The organism is Haloleucobacter albus (assembly GCF_052492075.1).
On sequence record NZ_JBQWAS010000012.1, the window covers coordinates 22,060 to 42,328 of the forward strand.

Here is a 20,269-nt window from a genome sequence, read left to right on the forward strand (position 1 = left end):
TCTCGTTGTGAAGTGCGTTTTGCGCGCGCGAAGAGGCTCCCCGCCACCAGCACGAGAGCAACTCAATACAAGCCGTGATAGGCCGATGATGAATCCCTTGATACGGAGGGTTTTATAGCGAGCCCCGCCGGCTTCTTGCTCGTCCCACTCCCCTGCAAGGCTTCCAGAATGGTTGCGGACAGCAACTGCGCCAGACAAGCATAGCCAGCCTCATTCATGTGGAAGCGATCCCATGAGAGCAATTGCCCAAAGCCGGTCGGGTCGCGCCGAGACCATGCTTTCATCATGGAATAGCGCGGCAGAAGCGAAACACCCTGCATCTGCGCCGCATCATTCACCGCAGCCACGAAGGTTTCATAACGTGGCACATTGAGGATCAGCGGATAATATTGCTGATTCATCAAAATGACCGGAACACCCGCTGCATCCGCAATTTTCAACCCGGCCATTACAATATCCGAAAGCCTGTCGGCCCGTCCGCCAAAGACATAATCATTGGTGCCCACCTGCCAGATCAAAAGATCCGGCTTGTGCGGCTGGGACAGGAAAGCCTCCAGGCGCCTCAGGGTCGCCGGCCCGCGTTCACCCGAAACACCGGCATTCATCACCGTAACAGCCTGAGGGCCCAGAGCCTGCGACAGATGCATGGCCAGTTGTGCAGGAAAACTGCCCTGCCTGGATGCCCCAACCCCGGCTGTGCTGGAAGAACCAATGGCCAGAATGGTGACCCGCCGCCCCTCAGCAAGCGCCTTTCGCGCAGCCTCCAGCTTTGGCACAGGCTGTGGGCGGGCCGAGATGGGACAAACCGCTTCAGCCCATGCAGGCGGCACAGCCAGAGCGGTGAGCACACATACCAATGGCACCACCGCGTGCATGATGACACGCAAGACGCCATGCGCCAGTTTCCAGCCAAGATCCATCGCCACGCACATGAGACAGGAGATGCCAGCCCTGCCCCAAACTGGCAAGCTGACGAACAGCCTCATCCCGCTTTCAGGCTCACAGCCTCTGGCACAAGATTGGCAATCTCCGGCCCATAAATGCGTAATGTGGAAAGAATGCGCAAAGCCCCCAGCAAGGTCTTGAAGGCTGAGGCAGCGTAAAGAGCATCTCCTTTTTCGTCCTTTCCAATCGCATCGCGGGCAAGGGCATGGCCCTGCTCTGCAATGACAACCAACTCTGCCAAACCCGCCCGCCAATTATAGAGGTGCAAACGGGCCATGCCGGCCTGTAACGCACGCACCTCACCGGCCCAGGGCACTTGCGGGTCCAGATCCCCCTCAAGGAATGCGAAAGCCGTTGCCGCCAGCCCGGTCGCAAACCCGATTTCGGTTTCGTAATAAGGGTTGGCCTTCTGCGCCTTGAGCTGGGGCGCAATGGTGCTGGCAAGAAAGGTGAGGCGCATCTGGGAACGCTGGCTCAGCGCCATATCGGCATTGGCGCTACGCCGCAATGTGCGCGCGGCCGCCCGCAACAGACGCAAACGCAAAAGCCATGGCGCCACAGGCAAGACAAGCAGCCCCACAACACCACACACAGCAAAACTCAGCGTCAGCGCCAGAAGATCCTCCAGCGCTCCCGCCATATCATATGTCATGACATTTTCCGGATCGAGCGCCACCAGAAACATCAGAATGATATTCACCCCTGCAAGCTTGTAGGGGCCATCCATGCCGATCAGCATGTATGACACCAGAAGGAAAGGTGAAATCGCCAGAGCGAAGAAAGGAAAATCCGAAAACAGCGGCACTATCTGAAAACTCACCACCAATGCTGGGACAAGCCCCAGTAATATTCCCCATATGATGGTGCGATAACCCTGCGTCGTGGTCAGCAGCAAGGTATAGACGCTGGCAATAGTGATGCCGATAGAGGCTGCATCCCAAGCTGTAAGCCACCAGAAAACCGTGATAATCAACACGCTGGAGACAAGCTGTAACGAAACAATGGTCGCAACCAGGCTATCCGCCCCGGCAATATGGAAAGGCCCGGCGACCGGAACCGGCTCGATCTTCGGATCATGCAAAGCTCTGTAACCCTGCAAAATCTGAACGCAATTACCTGCGAAAGCCTGCCAGGAAACTGGCTTCTCATCCTCCAGAGCCTCCGTTTTCGCTTCACGGATCTGCACCTGAAGCGCCCCGGCGGCATCTCCCCATTGCTTCTGCGCCTCTTCCGCAGCCTGCGGGCTGGAAAGCGCCTGTGGCAAAGCCGCAACCAGCGCCATCAGTTCCGGTTTCTGCGCCTCGGAATGCGACAAGGCGCGCGAGATGAACAGATTGCTCATGATGGCCCGGTTCATGCTGCGAATGGCATTGACCCGGTGTTGCGCCCCCGGCACACCCAGGGAAATCCGCCGGCCGTAACGGTGCAACTCAGCGAACAGATCTGCCAGCTGCACCCGCGCGGCAGCCCCTTCCACGCCCGGCTTCAGGCACATATTCAGAAGGCGCGCTGACTCTTTCAGCTTTTCCGGCAAATCCAGATTGCCAAAACGCGGAAACAGAATAGCAGAAGCCGCCCAGGTGGCCAGAATGCCAATGCACACTTCCGTTGCACGGCTCACGGCAATATCCGCAGCCATATCCGGGCTCAATACGCCAGACAGCCCCACAATCGCGCCAGTGTAGCCAGATAGCGCGAAAATATAGGCTTCCAGATCCCTGAACCACATCAGCATCCACTGGCACAGCCCCAGCCACAGGCACAGGCTCAACATGAAGAGCACCCGATGCTCGGCAAACAGAGCCACCAACGCCAGCCCCACAAGGGCCCCCACAATCGTACCGGCCACCCGCGCGAGGCTCTTGGCCGCGACCTGATCCGTATTGGCATTCGCCAGCACAGCAACTGTGATGACAGACCATTTCGGATCCGGCATGGAAGACCAGAAGGAAATGCCCAGCGCCAGAAGCGACGCCAGGGTAAACTTCAGGCCAAAAAGCAACACAGGCCCGTTCAAACGGAACCAGACGGGCTTTTCCTCAGCCATATGAAGCCTCATTTGGATTCTCTGATTTTCTTCTAGCCTGAACTCCGCTTTTTTTCATGCGCCCCTGCATCCGTAACAATGCCAATATCCGCTTTCTCCCACCACTGTTGAGATTGCGCACACTCAAAACAGGAACATATTGCGAACGAGGAACATATCATGTACATACATTTCACGTTCATTTTCCCTTGCGCCAATACCGGAGCGCGGCGATGACACAGGCAACACTCCGACTCGTCGAAGGTTCTTCTATGGATAAAACCAAGGCTCTGGATGCCGCGCTCTCCCAGATCGAACGCCATTTCGGCAAAGGTTCGATCATGAAGCTCGGAAAAGGCAAGGCGCTGGAGATTGAAAGCGTCCCGACCGGCTCACTCGGGCTGGATATTGCGCTTGGCATTGGCGGGCTGCCCAAAGGGCGTATCGTCGAAATTTACGGCCCTGAATCTTCAGGTAAAACCACGCTGGCCCTGCACACGGTGGCAGAATCTCAGAAGCGGGGCGGAATCTGCGCCTTCATTGATGCCGAACATGCGCTGGATCCGGTCTATGCCCGCAAGCTCGGCGTCAATCTGGATGAGCTGCTGATCTCCCAGCCGGATGCAGGCGAACAGGCGCTGGAAATTGCCGATACGCTGGTGCGCTCCGGTGCGGTGGATGTTCTGGTGGTGGATTCTGTAGCCGCCCTGACCCCGCGCGCCGAGCTTGAAGGCGAAATGGGTGACAATCAGCCCGGCATGCAGGCCCGCCTGATGAGCCAGGCCCTGCGCAAGCTCACCGGCTCCATTTCCAAATCCAACACCATGGTCATCTTCATCAATCAGATCCGCATGAAGATCGGTGTTGTTTATGGCTCTCCAGAAGTCACCACAGGTGGCAATGCGCTGAAATTCTACGCTTCCGTGCGCCTTGATATCCGCCGCACCGGCGCCATCAAGGAGCGCGATGAGGTGGTGGGGAACCAGACCCGCGTAAAGGTGGTGAAGAACAAGCTCGCCCCCCCTTTCAAGCAGGTCGAATTCGACATCATGTATGGCGAAGGCGTTTCCAAGATGGGCGAATTGCTGGATCTGGGCGTGAAGGCCGGAATCGTGGAGAAATCCGGCGCATGGTTCTCCTATGACAGCCAGCGCCTTGGGCAGGGCCGGGAGAATTCCAAGAACTTCCTGCGGAAAAACCCCGAAATCGCCGAGCGGATTGAAGCCGCCATTCGTCAGAACGCCGGCCTTATCGCCGAAAAGATTCTGGAAGGCGAGCCAGAATCTGACGCCGACGGCACTCCCCCTTCGGACGACTGAACACAGGCAGGCCAGAAGCGGAGCCTCCCTGGCCAGTCTTGCCGGAACTAAGAAAAAGCCCGCACTTTGATGCGGGCTTATTCATGTATCTGTCACCGTGCCGGCAGGGCCATTCTTCCTTGGCCCATCCAAACTCCAATATATCCCAAGCCGGCCCGAGCTCATCATTGCATGGGGCCATGCCGCCCCTTTTGCAAACCCCTCGAAGATCAACTGCCAGTATCACGGCATACTGCGCAGAGTGCCCAGCACCTCAAGACTGGCATAACCGTCCGCAGGCTTGATTCCACTGCGCTGCTGGAAGGCTTTCACAGCCCGCATCGTCGCCGGGCCCACCCGGCCATCCGTACCCTTTGTGTCATAACCGGCAAAAGTCAGGCGTGTTTGCAGTTCCTGAAGCTCGGCAATGCTCAGGGCGCGCTCGCCACCGGGCCAAGGCGTCACGAACGGCCCTTGCCCCATGACCCGATCTCCCAAATGCACCACAGCCAACGCATAATTGGATGATGGATTATAGCGGCGCACGGCATAGAAATTATGCATCAGAACCAGAGCCGGACCACCCCATCCTCCCGGCAACCACAGCCGCGCGGGATCGCTCAGCCCTCGGAAAGACTGGCCATCAATGGTGGTGACCCCCATGCGCGACCATTCGTTGAGGCTGCGCTTCTTTGAACTTTCTGCAAGGCGACGATCAAAACCGGAAGGCAGCTTCACCTCATAGCCCCAAGGTTCACCCCGGCGATATTTACCCCGCTTCACCAGATAGTTTGCTGTCCCGGCCAAGGCATCATCCGGGCGACCATAGGGGAAGATGCGGCCGTCGCCATCAAAATCCACCCCCATGTTCAGCCACACTTCAGGCATCCACTGCGTGTGGCCCATAGCCCCAGCCCATGATCCCGTCATCTGCTCGGGGCGCGCCCAGCCGCGCTGCACAATCACCAGTGCATTGAGCAGCTCCTGTTCCCAATATTTACGCCGACGCGCATCGCCCCAGGCCAGCGCCGCCAGAGAAGGGAAAATGGGTTTCATATGGTCCGTGCTCTTGAGCACATCACCATACACACTCTCCATGCCCCAGTAGCCCAGCATCACGCGGCGATCGACGCCATAACGGTTCTCGATCCGGTTCAACAGGCCGGCATATTGCGCCGCCCGCTCGCGCCCGGTCTCGATCCGCCAGTCCGAGACACGACGGTTGAGATATTGCCACGTCTGCTCTGTAAATTCCGGCTGAGCCCTGTCATGGGCATACACGCTCTTGTCCGGCTGAAGCCCGGAAAAAACGGCATTATAGGTAGCATCGCTGATGCCACGCTTGCGCGCTTTGGCCCGGAAGTGTTCCACCCAGACAGGAAAGGACTGTTTGGCCTGCTGGGCCAAAGCCGTATCCGGCACACCAAGGCCGGAGACGCCCGTCAGAGCAGCACCTAACAAACCGAGAGAAAAAGCCCTGCGGCTCATCGGCAACTCAGAATGCGGGGGCATGGATGGGGTCATGAAAGGCTCCTCCATTTTCATGTCAGCAGGCCGCCGCAAGCGGCCACGCCAGAATTTCAGGGGTCGAGACAGGCCGGCCAATCAGGGCAGAAACCCGCGCCGCATCCAGGGCGCGTGCCGTTGACACCAGCCGAACAGGCGGCAAGCCGCCAGCCATATCGGGGTGTAATGAAGTGCAAACCTGCCCGCTGGCCAGCAAGGAGGTTACGCGACGAGCAATGGCCGGTGCGGGGTCCACCCACGCAACCGGCCATGGCGCAAGCGCCCGCATCCGCTCAACCAGCAGGGGATAATGCGTGCAGGCCAGCACCACGGCATCGGTACGCCGGCCATCTTCATCCACGAAACAGGGGGCGATTTCGGTGAAAATATCGGCATCCGCCACCTCACGCCCTGCCAGCACCTCTTCCACAAGGCCGGCCAAACGCGAACTGGGAACCAGATCCACCATGCAGGCATTGGCAAATTCGCGGATCAGGCAGGATGTGTAATCACGCCGTACGGTCGCCGGCGTCGCCAAAATACTGATGCGCCGGGAAAGTGAAGCCGCACAGGCCGGTTTCACTGCGGGAACCGTGCCCACGAAAGGAATGGCGTGGCGCGCGCGCAGACCCGGCAGTGCCAGTGTAGAGGCCGTATTGCAGGCGATGACGACCAGAGAGGGCTGATACTGGGCAATCAGCCCATCCATCACTTGCCCCACCCGATCAATCAACGCTTCGTCAGACAGGGCCCCATAAGGAAAAGCCGCATCATCCGCAGCATAAATGAAATGCGCCTGCGGCTGTGCTTTCGCGATTTCGCGAAACACGGAAAGGCCGCCCACCCCGGAATCGAACACCAGTATGGTGGGCGTCGGAAGAGAGACGGGCGACACAGACATGGTTCTCTCGCAGCAACACGCTTCAGCGAGGTTTATCCTCGATGGCACTGGCAGGATTGTGGCCAATTGCCGTTAAGGACCCGTAAAGCAAACCATTGCGCCCGAAAACCGCGCCCGCGCCGAACCCTCAGCCCTGAAATTCAGGCGTATGCAACACCAGACCGTTCAGGGCTTCCGTCATCCTGATCTGGCAGGAAAGGCGTGAACTGGGCCGCACATCAGTCGCGAAATCCAGCATGCCCTCTTCCATTTCCGAAGGCTCGCCAACCTTATCCTGCCAGCCTTCACCCACATACACATGGCATGTTGCGCACGCGCACGCGCCGCCACACTCAGCCGTAATACCCGGCACGCCATTGCGCACAGCAGCTTCCATGGCTGTGGCGCCTTCAGCGACCTCCACATCATGGCGGGTTCCGTTGAATTCGATGAAAGTGATCGCAACCATGAGCCTATCGTGCCGTCATCTGGAATTTGAACAAAGCAAACCTCTCATATCCGTTGCTCCCGCCGGTTGCCAGAGGCTCCGCACCATACGCGTTAACGATATATTCATTCTCTCCACATGCTCGGTTCAATCCTGAAGGCTACGGCCTTACAGTAAGGGATGATAAACCATTTCCCGTGGGAGTTGCGCCCGTGCGCAAGCCTGGGGTGTGAGTATTGGCATCGTTGCGGTTAGGTCTCCGCACGGCGCTGAAGGCAGAGGCGACGGCAAGATGAACAATCCGATGAAGATCCAGGATCCCACGGAGGCCGCTCTCTCGGCGATCCAGGAAGCTCTTACGCTGGAACTGGACGGCGCAAAATCGGAAACCTCCGAGGCCGCGCAGAATGCGGAGGGCGAATTGCAGGACAGCCCCGCCCTCCCCGAGCTGGAGGATCCCAGCCTGCTGACGGAGCGCCCCACCCTACAGGATATGCCAGATGCGGGTGATGCCATTGCGCCTGCCGTAGCCCCCATTCGCCGCCGTACGCCCAGCCCGGAAGGCGAAGACCGTCGCCGTGAACCCGCACCCCGCACCCGCCCGGAAGGGACGGAACGCCGCGCTGCCAATGATGACCGCCAGACCTTCGGTCAGCTTGTCAGCCAGCTGCGTCGTCGCCCCAGCATGGCCCCTTACTGGTGGGCCATTTTTGGCGGCCTGCTGTGGGTTGGCGTTGGTATCGCCATGGCCTTCGCCTATCATCGCGGGCTGGTGGAAAGCTCCAACGGCGTGCAATCACTGCTGGATTCCCCGGCGCTACTCGGCGTGTTCGCCTCTATTCTCCTGCCGCCGCTCGCCTTTCTCGGCATGGCCGCCATGGTGCGCCGCTCGCAGCAGCTTGAGGTTATCGCCCGTTCCATGACGGATGTGGCCCTGCGCCTCGCCCAGCCGGAAACCATTGCGACGGAATCCGTTGTCACCGTGGGCCAGGCCGTGCGCCGTGAAGTCTCTGCCATGGCCGATGGCGTGGACCGCGCCACCGCCCGCGCCACCGAGCTTGAGGCCATGGTGCGCGCCGAGGTTTCCATTCTCGAACGCGCCTATGAGGACAATGAAATCCGCATCCGCTCGCTGGTGGATGAGTTGCAGGCCGAGCGCCACGCCATACAGCTTGAGACCGAGCGCCTGCGCGATGGCATTGCCGGCACCGAGGCCATCCTCTCCGAAGAGGTGAAGCTGATCTCCGGCCGCATCCATGACACCATGATGGAAGCCAGTGAGCAGGTGACGGAGATTCTCAGCCAGAAGGGCGAGAACATCACCTCCGCCCTCGCGCAAGTGGGCGATTCCATGATCGACAGCCTCACCGCCAAGGGTGCGGAACTGATCGACCGCCTCCAGATCACCGGCTCGGAAATCCGCGACGACCTGTCCAGTTCCGGCGACCTTCTGGTGGAAACGCTGAAATCGCGCACGGATGATCTGGCCACGAACCTCCTCACCACCACAACCGACGTGACGGCGATGATCGACCGCTGGGGTGTGGATGTGAACGTCAATATCGACCTGCTCAAGGCGCAGATCGGTGAGACGCTGGCCCAGAATACCACCGAGTTGCATCACGAGATTGCCGCCCGTATCAGCGAATCCGGCGACAATCTGCGGGCAGCAAGCGAGACCATCGTGGCGGGCTTCGCCAGCCGTGGTGATGAGCTGGTGCAGCGTGTTGAGGAAGGCAGCCAGAAGGCCGTCGAGACACTCGGCACCCGCGGCGTCGTGCTCGCCGAGCAGATCCAGATCGCCAGTGATCGCATCTATGATGCCGTTGTGGTGCGCGGTGAAAGCCTGCCTGAGCGCCTTGCCGAAACGGGCGAGCGCATCTCCACCTCTCTGGATCGCTCCGGCACGCAGGTCACCTCCGCCCTTGTGGAGAAGGGCGACGCCATCACCGCAGCCCTGACCCAGGCCGGCGAGGAGATGACAGAGCGCCTTTCAACCGTGGGTAGCGATATCACCAAGTCCATTGGTGCGCGTGGCTCCAAGGTGACGGACAGCTTCCGCGAAACGGCGGACATGCTGGGCGTGTCGATCGGCAACAAGGGCGAGGCCATCCGCGAGATGCTCACCGCCCGCCTCACCGCCATCGAGGAAACCATCACCATTCAAGGCTCTGAGCTGGCCGATCGGCTGCATCAGGAAAGCGCAAGCCTGGCCCGGACAGTTCAGGATGGTGTGAAGGCCTTCGACACCACGGTGCGGGTGCATGCGCCTGAACTGGTGGACCAGATCAATCTGCGGGTGAACACCGTCAACGACAATCTCCGCCTCTCGGTGGAATCGCTGGATGAGCGCCTGAACTCCACCACCTCCGCCGTGGCCAGCACCATGGATCAGCGTCTCGCCCGCATTGAGCAGACGATGGACCAGCGCACGCAGAGCTTCAGCGAGACCTTCGCGGCCCGCACGCTGGACTTCGCCCGCTCCATCGCCGAGGGTACGCGCGGCACCAATGATGCGCTCGACAAATCGGTGGAGACGCTGAACACCCTGTTCGCCACTTCCAGCAAGACCATGGGCGAAACCATGGCTGAGCATGTCGAGAAGGCCAGCCGCACGCTCGACAATCGCGTGCAGGATGTCGCCTCCATGCTGGACGGGCGCGTGGCTCATATTGAGCAGCAGGTGTTTGGCCGGCTGGAAACCATGGCCGATACCTTCGAGAACCGCTCCGCCGTCATGGCCGATACGCTGGCCAACCGGGTGGATACGGTTTCCGGCCACCTCAAGACCGAAGCCGCCGAAGTGGAGCGCGCGCTCACCTCGCTTTCGGAGAATGTCACCACCTCGCTCAGCAGCCATGCGGCCAAGGTGTCCGAGTCTCTCGGCGACCGGCTGAACGAGATCGCCCATCTGATCGACGACAAGAATGGCGCTTTCCTCGTGGCACTGGAGCGCACCAGCCAGCGTGCCGTGAACGAGATTACCGCCACCAACAGCTCGCTCAAGGGTGATGTTCAGGCCATTATCGAGCGGCTGGGTGAAGCCAACTCCACCTTCCAGGAAGCCATGGCCTCGGCCGTGGGCAATCTTGGCGACTTCTCCGGCAACTTTGCCCGCCAGGTGGAAGGCTTCAACAAGACTGTGCACGAGATTGGCCATTCGGTGGAAGACTCGGCCCAGCGCTTCGATGCACAGATCGAAACCCTCAAGTCGCTCTCCAGTGGAGCGCTCACGGATGTGGGTGGCCTGACGGAGCGGCTGGAGCAGCAGGGCCGCCTGTTGGGCGACGCCACCCAGGCTCTTGGGGCCACGCATGATCGTGTGGAATCCACCCTCACCGCCCGTCGCGCCGCCATGGAGGAGATCTCCGGCACGCTGGTGCAGCGTGTGGAGGATCTGGAAAGCCGCCTCCAGCAGTTCCACGCCATGATGGACGCCAGCTTCAAGGGCACGCAGGACCGTGTGCGCCAGATTGCCGGCGCTGTCTCGGAAGCCTCTACGGGTTCGGCCCGCGTGATCGAGGGCCAGTTTGAACTGGTGCGCGATGCCGCCAATGCTGAGCGAGAGCGTACAGCTGCCGCCCTGCGTCAGACCTATGAAGCCGCCTTGCAGGACATGCAGAAGCTGTTTGGCGACACGGGCTCGCGCTTTGCTGATGCCGCCCGCGAACTGAAGCAGACTGCGCAGGATGTGCAACATTCCATCGAACTCGCCCGCGAGGAGATGAAGCGCGGCATTCTCGAACTGCCGTCCGAGACCGAAGCCAGCGCGGCCACCATGCGCCGCGCCGTGGCCGAGCAGATCAAGGCTCTGGCTGAACTCAACGAGATCGTTGCCCGGCAGGGACAGGCTCTCGATGTGGTGGAAGCCGGCGCACGGAGCGCCACCCGCTCTCTGGCGCGAGAAAACAGCCTTCATCTCATTGGCGAGACCCGTGCGAAAGCACGCCCTGCCCCGGTGGAAAAGGCGGCGGATGTAAATGAAAGCCTGCTTTCCGAACTTCTCGGGGATCTGGCTCCGGCTGAAGCCGCGACCACGGCCACCCCTGTGGTAAAGGCTGCGCCCAAGGCAGAGACGCCGGAAAGCAGCCTGGCCAGCCTCTCCGCCGAGATTGGCCAGCTTGTGGATGCCCGTGCACTTTCAGAAGCGTGGGACCGTTATCTGCGCGGGGATCGCAAGGCATTCATCGGTCGCATCTACACCCCGCAGGGCCGCAAGACCTATGATGCCCTGCGCCGGCGCTACCGGGAGGAGCAGAGCTTCCGCACCGCAGTGGAACACGCCCTGAGCACCTTTGATGAGGTGCTGGACAAGGTGAGCGCAAACGACAAGGGTTTTGTCGCCACCAAGGCTCAACTGAACAGCGATAAGGGCCACGTTTACACCATGCTGGCCCAGGCCGCTGGACGCTTCCAGTAAACAGTCGTCGCTCCAACAGAAAGGGCCGGTGAGATCATCTCACCGGCCCTTTTTTGTGATGAAGCATTCTCACAGGCAAATGACGTGTGAAACAGAAGTGAGAAGATGCCATCGGCATTTGTTCAGCTCACTGACCGGGCAGAGAGAACCCCAGCCGCATTTTTCGGGAGGGGGCCGGATCACGACCACAGCAACAAGTCGGTGTCTGCAATTGAAAAGGGCCGGAAACAGCGGGTTTCCCCTCACTGCCCCAGCCCATACATTCAATCACTTAACTGCCCCAAAGAGCGAATATCGTATAATTATATAACGGTATACAGATATACGATTGATGCTGAATACAAAATACCAGATGCCCGAAAAGACGAGAGCCCCGGTTTTCCAACCGCCAGCCCTCACACGAATATGGCCTTAGAAATACCGGGCAGCCCAGCTCACCAGAGACACCAGCACCTCATCAGAAGCCGTATCCAGCGCCTGGGTCACTGCCTCGCCAGATGTGGAGGCGGCAGGCACCGAGGCCTTGAAGACCTTCGCCGCAGTAATAGCCCCGGAGCGGTTATTCACTACCTTGGCCGAGACCTCCACCACCGCACGCGGGCCTTCTTCTGTCATATGCAACCCGAAAGCGCGAATATCCGTCAGCAGCTGATAATCAGCAGTCACACCATCGCCCGGCCGTGCGACCCGGCGCAGATTGCTGCCATTCTCGAAGGACTGGATGATGCGGGCCTGCAACAACGGCGGGAGCTGATCCACCCACTGGGCATTTCCCAGATAAGCCACCTGCCCGCCACCGGGCTCCACCACAATCTTGTCTGTATTCAGCACAGCCAAGGCAGATGGCATGGCCACCACCAGTTGACCTCGCCCCCGCCCCCCGGCTGAAAAATCACCGGGCGCAGAGAGATTGTAGGTCGGCACCGGCATGGAACCACAGGCCGCAACACTCAATACCAGCCCGGCCCCCACAGCCATGCGGACAACACTCTGCTGATGCTGCTGAAGCGTCCGGCAGAATGTGAGCAAAAAAGACGGGCGCTCAGCCCCGCGCGGATCAGTCATAAAGCTGCTCATCGCCTGAATGTCGGAACGGAGGAGCCGCCCCCCGTGATGAATTGTTGCGGGTTGCGCTGGATGCTTCTCAGCACCCGGTCGATCTCACCCAATGTACGCCGACCATCAGACGCCAGCGCCTCATACTGACGCAGGGTGGGACCGGCAAAACGGTTGATCTGGTTGCTCAGCTCCGCCGTGCGGGTATCCAGATTATCAGCGAGCTGGCGCACGGAAGCGGCTGCCTCTGTGGCCTGAACAAGAACGCCATTCTTATCCTCGGTGGCATTCTTCAGGTTCACCACCATGGCATCAACATTATTGGCGACAGTGTTGAGGCGGGCGATCAGGGCCTTAGAGTCCTCAATCACGCTTGCCACATCATTGGAGCGATCAGCCACGGCCTTGGAGAAGGTATCTACATTTTTCAGAATGGATTCAACATCTTCCGGCTTAATGGCCTGAAGCAAGGCATCAATCCGCTGTGCTGCGCCCTGTGCTGAATTCAACAGCCCTGCAAAACCCAGAACCCCATCTGCCGGAATGCGCGGATAGCCATCAGGCCCCACGGGCAAGGGGCCCGCATCCGGTTTACCCCCAGAAATGGAAATGGCCACAATACCCGTGATGCCCTGGGTCTGTAGACCGGCTCGCGCATCGGCCAGAACCGGCACATTACCATTAATGCCCACCAGAACCTTCACCTGCCCCGGCTGCCCCGCCACCAGACCAAGCTGCGTGACCTGCCCGACAGGAATGCCATTGAACAGCACAGCATTGCCTTCCCGCAGGCCAGCAACCGAACCATTGAAGACAATCTCATAGATCTTGCGACCGCTGGTATCTTCAGGCCCGGCGAACCAATACACAAAGCCAAAAGCCGCCGCGATAACGGCCAGCGTGAAGGCTCCGATGATGGTGTAGTTGGCTCGTGTTTCCATGCCGCTCTCTCAATCGTCCCTGTCCTGCCATGGCCCATGCCTGAAACGCATCCCGCGTTATCTCAGGCCCGCCTGCACGGCGCGGGCACGCGCACCGTGGAAATAGGCCCGCAGCCACGGGTGCTGGGACGCCATCATGGTTTCGATTGTTCCCTGCGCAATCACCTTCCCACTCCCCAGCGCCGCGATACGGTCGCAAACAGTGTGAAGGCTGTCCAGATCGTGGGTTACCATGAAAACGGTAAGGCCCAAAGTCTGTTGCAGGGTGCGGATCAGTTCATCGAACTCCCCGGCCCCGATCGGGTCCAGCCCCGAGGTCGGCTCATCCAGAAACAGAATTTCAGGGTCCAGCGCGAGTGAGCGCGCCAGTGCCGCGCGCTTGATCATACCGCCGGAAAGTTCGGAGGGCAGCTTTTCCGCCACATCCGGTTTCAGCCCCACCATTTCGATCTTGGCGAAGGCGATATCGTCCATCAGGCGCGGGGAAAGGCCCAGATTTTCCCGCAAGGGGAACTGAATGTTCTGCTTCACTGTCAGCGAGGAGAAGAGCGCCCCTTGCTGGAACAGCACACCCCAGCGCCGTTCAACGGCAGAGCGCTGCCGCTCGCTGAGTCCATCCAGATTCTGGCCAAACACCTCCACCACGCCCGAGCGTTTGGGCACTAGCCCGAGAATAGTGCGCGTGAGCACGGATTTGCCGCCGCCAGACGCCCCGACAAACCCCAGAATCTCACCACGATAAATATCGAGATCCAAATGGTTGAGGATGATTTTCTCGCCAAAGCCGACAACGATATCGCGCACCTGAATGATCGGGTCATGGTGCTGCGGTGTAGTGAGGGCGGGCTGCTGGGCATCCATGGCGGCCTCACATATTCACGGCGGCGAAGAAGATGGCGAACAGGCCATCCATCACGATGACGAGGAAGATGGCTTTCACCACAGAAGCTGTCGTGCGCTCGCCGAGGGATTCCGCACTACCGCCCACCCGCATGCCTTCAAGACAGGCGACAATGCCAATGGTCGCGGCCATGAAGGGGGCCTTGTACATGCCAACCTCAAACTGATTGAGGTCAATCGCCGTTTTCAGGCGGGCCATGAACACATCCGGTGTGATGCCGCCATAGAACCAGCACACCAGCCCGCCACCCACAAGAGCAGCCATGGAGCCGATGAAAGTCAGCAATGGCAAGGAAATGACAATGGCGAGAATGCGTGGCACCACCAGCACTTCAATGGGATCGAAGCCCATCACGCGCAAAGCGTCCATCTCCTCACGCATGCGCATGGAGCCAAGCTCTGCCGTATAGGCGCTGCCGGAACGACCCGCGAGCATGATGGCGACAATGAGCACCCCCAGCTCACGCAGCACCAGCACGCCCACCATATCCACCACATAAATATCCGCGCCAAAGCTGCGGAAATGGAAGATGCCCTGCTGGGCGATAATGGCCCCGATAAGAAAAGTGATGAGCAATACGATCGGCACGGCCCGCAGGCCCACCCGGTCCATCTGCGCCACCATGGAGGTGAAACGGAATGTCCGCGGACGGATAATGACGCGCCCCAGCGCAGCCATCACCGCCCCGACAAAATTCATCAGGGCTAGCGCATCCTTGGCGACGCGCACCATATTGTGCCCGAGAAGCTCCAGCCCCTTTTCGCGGTGGCGCGCCGGCGGGCGGGGCTGATTGCCTCCCTGCTCCACCTCACGCAGCAATACCGCATGGCGAGGCGACAAGCCCACCACTTCAGGGGCCAGCCCATCTTTCGTCCAGGCGCCCATCAGGCGCTCCAGCAGCACCGCACCGAACGTATCCATGCGCTCAATGCCGGAAAGATCGAGAGAAATATGAGAAGCGGAAATCTGCCCGACGGGATGCGCTGCCGTCGTGGCGTCCACTTCCTGTTCAAGGGCGTCGGCGCATTCGGCCGTCCACAGGCCATGGCCGGAAACGGCCAGATGATCCCCCTGTGACTGCACCGAAATCATTGCACTTTGCGGCAATTCGACGTCCCCCGAAATCCTCCTTCACCGCGAGCCATCGCCCCAAGCTCCGGCGCGGGCCCAGCAAAGGCCCGAACTGCAACGGCATTCCATGTATCTGTGATGGAAACCGCAAATATACGAATCTGTTAAGGCTATGCCCTGTAGGCTCCGCTTACCACATTGCGGTGGTGTCATGGTCCATTGCCTTGGCCTGTCGGGCATTTTTTGGGTAGCCCGTGCATTTGTGGCACACTTCTGCCCCCGCTTTCAGCGGCATCCTTTTTTCGCACAGGCTTTTCCATGCCCGCCCCCATACCTTCCCCCGCAGCACCCCAGCTTCATGTGCGCGTGGTGCGTTTCCCTATTCAGGGCACCTTCACCATCGCACGCGGCTCGAAGACTGAAGCCCTCGTCGTCGAGGCAAAACTGTATGATGGCACCTTCTCTGGCAAAGGCGAATGCGTGCCCTATGCACGCTATGGCGAGAGCGTGGAGGGGGTGCGTGATCTCATCACCAGCCTGAAGGACGATATTGCCGCCGGGCTGGATCGAGCCGGCCTGCAACAGCGCCTGCCTGCGGGTGCGGCCCGCAATGCACTGGATTGCGCCTTCTGGGATCTGGAAGCCAAGCGCAGCGGCATGTCTGCGGCGCAACGTGCAGGCTGCACGCCCATGCGCCCGCTCACCACGGCCTATACGCTCAGCCTGGATACAGCAGACGCCATGGCCCAGGCAGCGGCAGCGGCCAATCGCCCGCTTCTAAAGCTGAAACTGGGCGCGGAGGGAGACCCGGAACGGCTCGCCGCCATACGCTGCGCAGCCCCCAACAGCCGATTGATCGTGGACGCCAATGAAGGGTGGAACGCCACCATCTTGCCGCAGATGCTGGCCGCCTGCGCACAGGCCGGTGTGGAACTGGTGGAGCAACCCTTGCCAGCAGGCGCGGATGATGCCCTGGCGCACATGCCCCACCCTATCACCATCTGCGCGGATGAGAGCGTACATGATCGTGCCGGCCTTGCCGCCTTGCGGGGCCGTTACGATGCCATCAACATCAAGCTGGATAAAACCGGCGGCCTGACTGAAGCTCTGGCCTTGGCCGAAGAGGCTGAACGGCTGGGCTTCTCCCGCATGGTCGGCTGCATGCTGGCTTCATCACTGGCCATGGCTCCGGCACTTCTTGTGGCACAGCGGGCGCAGGTGGTGGACCTCGATGGCCCCCTGCTTCTGGCGGAAGATCGTTCCCCTGCCCTGCATTATGAAGAGAGCATCGTTTTTCCGCCAGAACCCGCGCTGTGGGGCTAAGCGCCCCTATTTTGCCGGAGAGTGAAAGGGAGCCGCACGGCGGTGCATTTGCATGGCCAGCCCGGCCACCAGAATGCCAAGGCCACCAAGAGCCGCCGATGTGAGAAAGGCATAAGAACCCATACGCACCCACAGTACCCCGGCCACCACACTCGCTGCGCCCATCATCAGGCTCACAGTCCACGATGCAAGAGACTGCGCGGAAGCGGAACGATGCTCCGAAACGCCGCGCGCAACCAGTTCCACCATGCCCAGATAGGTCGCGCCAAAGGTAAAAGCGTGCAGCAATTGCAGAGGAAGCAGCAGCAGCAATGGCGGATCAAACGCCATGGCCCCAAAACGCACCACCGCCGCAAGCCCTCCCATCATCACCATGGGCAAGGCGCCAATGCTGGTGATAAGCCGGCTGCCGAAACGAAACAGCACAATCTCCGCCGCCACGCCAACCGCCCAGAGCACACCAATGGTGGAGAGCGAAAACCCCTGCGCCCGCCATTGCAGAGAGCCGAAAGCATAAAGCAAAGCGTGGCTGGCCTGCACCAGCGCAATAGCCAGCACCGCGACCACGAGCCACCACACCTTCCTCATGCTACCCCGCGCGGCATGAGCCACCGGCGCAGGGCGCTCCAGCTCCGGCAAGGTGAACAAGCTCACCAGATAGGCCAGATGCCCGAACAGCATCATCAGCACGATGGACCCCGCCCCAAGCAGGGTAATGATGGCCCCTCCCACCAGATTGGCCATCAGGAAAGAGCCGGACCCCCATTGCCGTGAACGCCCATAATCTGCCCGGCCGGCACGGGCCTGTCTGGCGGAATAGGAATCCAGCAGGGAGAAGCTGGGGTTCCAGCTCATGGCCATAAGGCCAAGCACAATGAAGATGAGCAACGGCTCCACGCTCAACGCCAGCGCTGTCGTGCTCAGGCATGTGGCCGCAGCCAGAGCAATCAGCAAGGCGCGCGGACGCCCCCATCGATCTGAAAGAAAACCCAGAACAGGCGTGGCGAACAGGCGTGCAATCAGCGGCACGGCCAACGCCACGCCAATCTCTTCCGGCCCCAACCCGCGGGACTGAAGCCACAGCGACAAATAGGGCATGTGAATGCCCAAAGGCAGATAGAAAGCGGCGAAGGCGGCTGCGAGTGCCACGGAAAGCGGAATATGCCGCATCAACTTGCCTGAAGTGGCCTGAGTGACGGCGAGAGCACCAGATTCTCCCTTGTCATCCTGCCCTGCGCCGGATTGCGGCGACATGCCTTCTGCTCCCCTCGCACCGCGGATAACTTGAACCGAACATCTGAGCCATGGCCGCGAGAGCCGGCATCAAGCCGACATGTTGCGCCATTCCGCAGCATCTCATCCGGCCGCTGAGTATCTCACGCGAGATAGAGCATGTTCTACATGATTTGGCATGCCTCATCTGGCACGCAGCCATGCACAGCGGCTCCCAGAATGCGAGCAGAACCTACCCCCAACAGCCTGCAAAATCTTCAGGATGCAATGGCCGTGCGCCGACGGCGTAGCCAGTAACGCCGGGCGATGGGGCCAATATCATGCGCCACCAGCACATTTTCCAAAAACTGTCTTGCGCTCTCCCGCCACGTATAGCGCAAGGCAAAACGGCGCGCCGCTTCGGGAGACAACTCCAACGCCCGCAGACAGGCACCGCGCAGGTCTTCATCCAGCACGCCTACCGGCTCCGTCGCATCGGCCAGCACATCCATGGGGCCTGTCACCGGATAGGCCGCCACGGGCAAACCGCTGGCCAGCGCCTCCAGCAACACAATCCCGAACGTATCTGTGCGGCTGGGGAAGCAGAACACGTCACAGGCCGCATAAACCCGCGCCAGATCTTCCCCTTCCTTCGACCCCAGAAAATGCACTTCCGGGAAACGAGCCTTCAAATCATCAAAGGCCGGCCCCCCACCTACCACCACCTTGCAGCCAGGCAGATCCAGCGAGAGGAAAGCCTCGATATTCTTTTCCACCGCCACCCGGCCCACAAAAAGAAAGGCAGGTCCCTTCAGACCCAGCTTCTCCCGCGTGTCGTCCTCGGGACGGGGGCGGAACAGCTCTGCATCCACACCACGCGACCAGCGCATGAGGCGAAGGAAACCGCGCGCCTCAAGATCCCTCTCCAGCGTGGCCGTTGAAACCATGACCCCGCCGCCCGCATTGTGGAACGAGCGCAGCCAGGCATAGCTCAGCCTCTCCGGCACCGGCACGCGGGCGGAAAGATATTCCGGAAACTTGGTATGGTAAGAGGTGGTGAAAGTCCGTCTCTGGGTTATGCAGGCCCGCCGCACCAGAAGGCCAATTGGCCCTTCCGTGGCGATATGGACGAAATCCGGGTCCAGCTCTTCCATCCGCCGCCGGATCATGCCGGGAGTGACAAGCGAGAGGCGGATCTCCTGATAGGTGGGCAAGCCGAACGTACGGAAGCCTTCAGGGGTGAGAAAGACGACCTCCGCCCCCAGATGGGTTGCCTCCTGCGCCAGATATTCCAGCGAGCGCACCACACCATTGATTTGTGGATGCCAGGCATCCGTGGCAATGAGCACACGCATCACGCGGCCGCCTTTGCCCCTTCCCCGGCCTGTTTCTGCGTCGAAGTCTGCGGCTCTTGGCTTGGCGCAGTTTCCATCCGGCGTGTCCAGCACAAAATCTCCATCTGCCCGTCATCGCGCTCGGCGATGGCGGTGCAACTTTCAACCCAATCTCCGCAATTGACATAGCGCACGCCGAAGCGATCGTGAATGACCGCATGGTGGATATGGCCACAAATCACACCATCCACCTCACGGCGCCGGGCCTCATCGGCCACGGCCTCCTCGAACTTGCCGATGAAGTTTACGGCATTCTTGACCTTCATCTTCGCCCACTGGCTGAGAGACCAGTAGGTGAGCCCCAGACGACGGCGCACAAGATTCACATAGGTATTGATGGCCAGCGCGGTCGTGTAGGCCCCATCGCCCAGAAAGGCGAGCCAGCGGGCATGGCGCACCACCACATCAAACACATCGCCATGGATGACCAGATAGCGCTTGCCATCCGCCGCCTCATGAATGGCGGTTTCTGTCACCTCGATGCCCCCGAAATGGGTACCATAATAATCGCGCAGAAATTCATCGTGATTACCGGGCAGATAAATGATGCGCGCACCCTTGCGCGCCTTGCGCAGCAGCTTCTGCACCACATCATTATGCTTCTGTGGCCAGTGCCATGAGGACTTCAACCGCCAGCCATCAACGATATCGCCAACCAGATAGATCACATCGGCATCATTGTGCTTCAGGAAATCCAGCAGCAGATCCGCTTGGCAACCGCGCGTGCCCAGGTGGATATCTGAAAGGAACAGTGTCCGGTATCGGTGCGGGCGACCTTCGGTCTCATCTTCACGAGACAGCTCAGGGTTGGAGGCCTTCGCCTTGTCCAGCGTATCCATGGCAGATCC

15 protein-coding genes are annotated in these 20,269 nt (G+C 60.2%); 3 read left to right on the plus strand and 12 right to left on the minus strand.

The features are described 5' to 3' along the window. Positions 1–62 precede the first annotated feature (62 nt). Together ACT6QH_RS01155 and ACT6QH_RS01160 are read right to left on the minus strand one after the other, a co-directional pair. Complete coding sequence (locus ACT6QH_RS01155) at positions 63–986, minus strand: SGNH/GDSL hydrolase family protein (protein WP_444972979.1); 924 nt, start codon at positions 984–986, stop codon at positions 63–65. Continuing rightward, positions 983–2,992, minus strand: coding sequence for an FUSC family protein (locus ACT6QH_RS01160; protein WP_444972980.1), 2,010 nt, complete (start codon positions 2,990–2,992; stop codon positions 983–985). The genes ACT6QH_RS01155 and ACT6QH_RS01160 overlap by 4 nt, the downstream gene beginning before the upstream one ends. A 212-nt stretch (positions 2,993–3,204) precedes the next feature. Here ACT6QH_RS01160 and recA point away from each other — a divergent pair, with 212 nt between their 5' ends. Then, positions 3,205–4,290: a recombinase RecA gene (gene recA, locus ACT6QH_RS01165; RefSeq protein WP_444972981.1), complete on the plus strand. Its 1,086-nt coding sequence runs from the start codon at positions 3,205–3,207 to the stop codon at positions 4,288–4,290. A gap of 222 nt (positions 4,291–4,512) precedes the next feature. Here recA and ACT6QH_RS01170 read toward each other — a convergent pair whose 3' ends face one another. The 3 genes from ACT6QH_RS01170 to ACT6QH_RS01180 all read right to left on the minus strand — a co-directional run bounded on the left by ACT6QH_RS01170 (position 4,513) and on the right by ACT6QH_RS01180 (position 7,124). Then, positions 4,513–5,793: a lytic murein transglycosylase gene (locus tag ACT6QH_RS01170; protein WP_444972982.1), complete on the minus strand. Its 1,281-nt coding sequence runs from the start codon at positions 5,791–5,793 to the stop codon at positions 4,513–4,515. Between the two features lie 22 nt (positions 5,794–5,815). Beyond that, positions 5,816–6,676 (minus strand): glutamate racemase, encoded by an 861-nt coding sequence (gene murI, locus ACT6QH_RS01175; protein ID WP_444972983.1) that lies wholly within the window; start codon positions 6,674–6,676, stop codon positions 5,816–5,818. Between the two features lie 127 nt (positions 6,677–6,803). Next, positions 6,804–7,124, minus strand: coding sequence for a 2Fe-2S iron-sulfur cluster-binding protein (locus ACT6QH_RS01180; protein ID WP_444972984.1), 321 nt, complete (start codon positions 7,122–7,124; stop codon positions 6,804–6,806). Between the two features lie 283 nt (positions 7,125–7,407). Between ACT6QH_RS01180 and ACT6QH_RS01185 the strand changes: the two genes are divergently transcribed. Continuing rightward, positions 7,408–11,523 carry an apolipoprotein A-IV repeat region-like domain-containing protein gene (locus ACT6QH_RS01185; RefSeq protein ID WP_444972985.1) on the plus strand — a complete coding sequence of 1,372 codons (4,116 nt, stop codon included), beginning with the start codon at positions 7,408–7,410 and terminating at the stop codon, positions 11,521–11,523. 411 nt (positions 11,524–11,934) lie between these two features. Here the strand turns inward: ACT6QH_RS01185 and ACT6QH_RS01190 are convergent, their stop codons facing one another. Genes ACT6QH_RS01190 through ACT6QH_RS01205 form a run of 4 tightly spaced genes read right to left on the minus strand, consistent with a single transcriptional unit; the run spans position 11,935 to position 15,513 of the window. Continuing rightward, on the minus strand, positions 11,935–12,588 hold the full coding sequence (locus tag ACT6QH_RS01190) for an ABC-type transport auxiliary lipoprotein family protein (protein WP_444972986.1): 654 nt from the start codon (positions 12,586–12,588) through the stop codon (positions 11,935–11,937). An 8-nt stretch (positions 12,589–12,596) separates the two neighbouring features. Further along, positions 12,597–13,520, minus strand: coding sequence for an MlaD family protein (locus tag ACT6QH_RS01195; RefSeq protein ID WP_444972987.1), 924 nt, complete (start codon positions 13,518–13,520; stop codon positions 12,597–12,599). Positions 13,521–13,577: 57 nt separating this feature from the next. Continuing rightward, on the minus strand, positions 13,578–14,381 hold the full coding sequence (locus tag ACT6QH_RS01200; RefSeq protein WP_444972988.1) for an ABC transporter ATP-binding protein: 804 nt from the start codon (positions 14,379–14,381) through the stop codon (positions 13,578–13,580). 7 nt (positions 14,382–14,388) lie between these two features. Continuing rightward, entirely contained in the window at positions 14,389–15,513 is a 1,125-nt protein-coding gene (locus tag ACT6QH_RS01205) for an MlaE family lipid ABC transporter permease subunit (RefSeq protein WP_444972989.1), read from the minus strand. A gap of 297 nt (positions 15,514–15,810) precedes the next feature. On the opposite strand from ACT6QH_RS01205, the gene dgcA reads away from it, so the two are divergent. Continuing rightward, entirely contained in the window at positions 15,811–16,815 is a 1,005-nt protein-coding gene (dgcA, locus tag ACT6QH_RS01210) for an N-acetyl-D-Glu racemase DgcA (protein WP_444972990.1), read from the plus strand. A 6-nt stretch (positions 16,816–16,821) separates the two neighbouring features. Here dgcA and ACT6QH_RS01215 read toward each other — a convergent pair whose 3' ends face one another. The 3 genes from ACT6QH_RS01215 to ACT6QH_RS01225 form a co-directional block, all read right to left on the minus strand. Further along, on the minus strand, positions 16,822–18,069 hold the full coding sequence (locus ACT6QH_RS01215; protein WP_444972991.1) for an MFS transporter: 1,248 nt from the start codon (positions 18,067–18,069) through the stop codon (positions 16,822–16,824). A gap of 236 nt (positions 18,070–18,305) precedes the next feature. Beyond that, entirely contained in the window at positions 18,306–19,382 is a 1,077-nt protein-coding gene (locus ACT6QH_RS01220; RefSeq protein WP_444972992.1) for a glycosyltransferase family 4 protein, read from the minus strand. Continuing rightward, positions 19,382–20,260 (minus strand): UDP-2,3-diacylglucosamine diphosphatase, encoded by an 879-nt coding sequence (locus ACT6QH_RS01225; protein ID WP_444972993.1) that lies wholly within the window; start codon positions 20,258–20,260, stop codon positions 19,382–19,384. Before ACT6QH_RS01225 ends, ACT6QH_RS01220 begins: the two co-directional genes overlap by 1 nt. Positions 20,261–20,269: the final 9 nt, after the last annotated feature.

Coding starts and splice junctions, on each gene's coding strand:
- ACT6QH_RS01225 (WP_444972993.1), bottom strand. CDS start 20,260: ATGGATACGCTGGACAAGGCGAAGGCCTCCAACCCTGAGCTGTCTCGT.
- dgcA (WP_444972990.1), top strand. CDS start 15,811: ATGCCCGCCCCCATACCTTCCCCCGCAGCACCCCAGCTTCATGTGCGC.
- ACT6QH_RS01205 (WP_444972989.1), bottom strand. CDS start 15,513: ATGATTTCGGTGCAGTCACAGGGGGATCATCTGGCCGTTTCCGGCCAT.
- ACT6QH_RS01185 (WP_444972985.1), top strand. CDS start 7,408: ATGAAGATCCAGGATCCCACGGAGGCCGCTCTCTCGGCGATCCAGGAA.
- ACT6QH_RS01155 (WP_444972979.1), bottom strand. CDS start 986: ATGAGGCTGTTCGTCAGCTTGCCAGTTTGGGGCAGGGCTGGCATCTCC.
- ACT6QH_RS01220 (WP_444972992.1), bottom strand. CDS start 19,382: ATGCGTGTGCTCATTGCCACGGATGCCTGGCATCCACAAATCAATGGT.
- ACT6QH_RS01170 (WP_444972982.1), bottom strand. CDS start 5,793: ATGACCCCATCCATGCCCCCGCATTCTGAGTTGCCGATGAGCCGCAGG.
- murI (WP_444972983.1), bottom strand. CDS start 6,676: ATGTCTGTGTCGCCCGTCTCTCTTCCGACGCCCACCATACTGGTGTTC.
- ACT6QH_RS01180 (WP_444972984.1), bottom strand. CDS start 7,124: ATGGTTGCGATCACTTTCATCGAATTCAACGGAACCCGCCATGATGTG.
- ACT6QH_RS01215 (WP_444972991.1), bottom strand. CDS start 18,069: ATGTCGCCGCAATCCGGCGCAGGGCAGGATGACAAGGGAGAATCTGGT.
- ACT6QH_RS01160 (WP_444972980.1), bottom strand. CDS start 2,992: ATGGCTGAGGAAAAGCCCGTCTGGTTCCGTTTGAACGGGCCTGTGTTG.
- ACT6QH_RS01190 (WP_444972986.1), bottom strand. CDS start 12,588: ATGACTGATCCGCGCGGGGCTGAGCGCCCGTCTTTTTTGCTCACATTC.
- ACT6QH_RS01195 (WP_444972987.1), bottom strand. CDS start 13,520: ATGGAAACACGAGCCAACTACACCATCATCGGAGCCTTCACGCTGGCC.
- ACT6QH_RS01200 (WP_444972988.1), bottom strand. CDS start 14,381: ATGGATGCCCAGCAGCCCGCCCTCACTACACCGCAGCACCATGACCCG.
- recA (WP_444972981.1), top strand. CDS start 3,205: ATGACACAGGCAACACTCCGACTCGTCGAAGGTTCTTCTATGGATAAA.